This is a genomic window from Parabacteroides sp. AF19-14 (genome assembly GCF_003635485.1).
GTDB lineage: Bacteria > Bacteroidota > Bacteroidia > Bacteroidales > Tannerellaceae > Parabacteroides > Parabacteroides distasonis.
Window position 1 is genome coordinate 1 of sequence record NZ_QTMJ01000056.1, and the last position, 1,294, is coordinate 1,294.

At 42.5% G+C, this 1,294-nt stretch carries 1 protein-coding gene; it reads right to left on the reverse strand.

What is annotated here, in order from left to right; all coding sequences use genetic code 11:
* Positions 1–1,157, reverse strand: a 1,157-nt coding sequence (locus DWX33_RS22180) for an IS1380-like element IS613 family transposase (RefSeq protein ID WP_117986229.1), incomplete at its 3' end; no start/stop codon positions are given.
* Positions 1,158–1,294 lie beyond the last annotated feature (137 nt).

Consider the following 1,294-nt stretch of genomic DNA (forward strand, 5'->3'; position numbering starts at 1 on the left):
CGACTTGTTGCATTGAGTCCGAACCTCTTTACGTCAAGTCTGTGGATAATGGCCTTGTAGAAATTACGGATAAGTGCCGTAAGAAGAAGGAACACAGTGTTCTCTGCCATGAAGGATTTGGGCAATCTGTCCCACCCGAAACCATTGTTCATATCATCGAAGATACGTTCCTTTCCTCCACGAAGGTTATAGAACTCGACAATTTCTCTTGTGGAAGATTCATAGTCGTTAGTCAGGATACAACGGTATGTGTATTCTCCTTCCCAAAGATCCAGCACACCGTCCATCCGTTTCTGTCTTTGAATCACAAGTCGGTATGCTTTACCCTTCCACTTCTCAACAAGAATAGAGTTCAATTCGAACTCAATGCCATTGATTTCCTCAGTCTTCCAGCCTCTAAGAGCAAAGATGTCATTGTAGAGCGAACTGCAGCGGTTTGCGCGGATATAGAAGGATTTGCTGTGTTTCTCTATTTCCTCCACGATTTCCTCGGAACATGATCCACAATCAGCTCTGAAACGATTGATTGTAAGTCCGTTCTGCTCAAATCTCTCAAAGAATCTCTTCAGCGTGTCCTTCTGATGAAAACGAACGTTGGTGTTACCATCGCTATTCTCAATGCCAACAATCAAGTCGTCAATAACCGCCACGCCAGGGCGATAACCAAGGAACTTCTTGTATGTAGGCTTTGCATCATACTTCTCAGTCTCTATGAACTGATGGTCGAAATCAACATCATACATCTCGCCCTCTTTCAGTTGGCCGGATGCAAACATACAATTGAGCAGTAAGGTATTGAGTGTGTCAGCCGTGTTGAAATCGTAGTTCTTACCCGTATCTGATGTGTATGAGATGTTTCCTTGCGTCAGTTCCTTTATCGCTCTGAGGATAGTATCAGAACTACAAGTACGAAGTGTCGGATGGAGCGAGAGATGGTTCATCAAATGAGTAGTGACATCCTCAATGCATGAGCCACCACAGAAGTAGATACTCATGAGGGAACGGACGATTTCACTGTACTGATAACCGAACGAGCTACACCTTAGACCGAGTGTCGAGTCGATTACAGATGACAATGTGGAGTCAAATTGCTCCATGATTGAAAATATTCCTCCAAAAGGAGTGAGCTTCTCGGATTTTATTTGTATTTTTGCCATGCCTGATGAGGTTTTGTTTGATTATTTTTTTGCAACACTAAGTTAAGTGAATCCTCTGACATGGCAAAATCCTGAGCAACTTTTTGTTGCTCAGGTACTTAAAAAAAATATTTTATAATAGTGTTGCGGAATTAAGG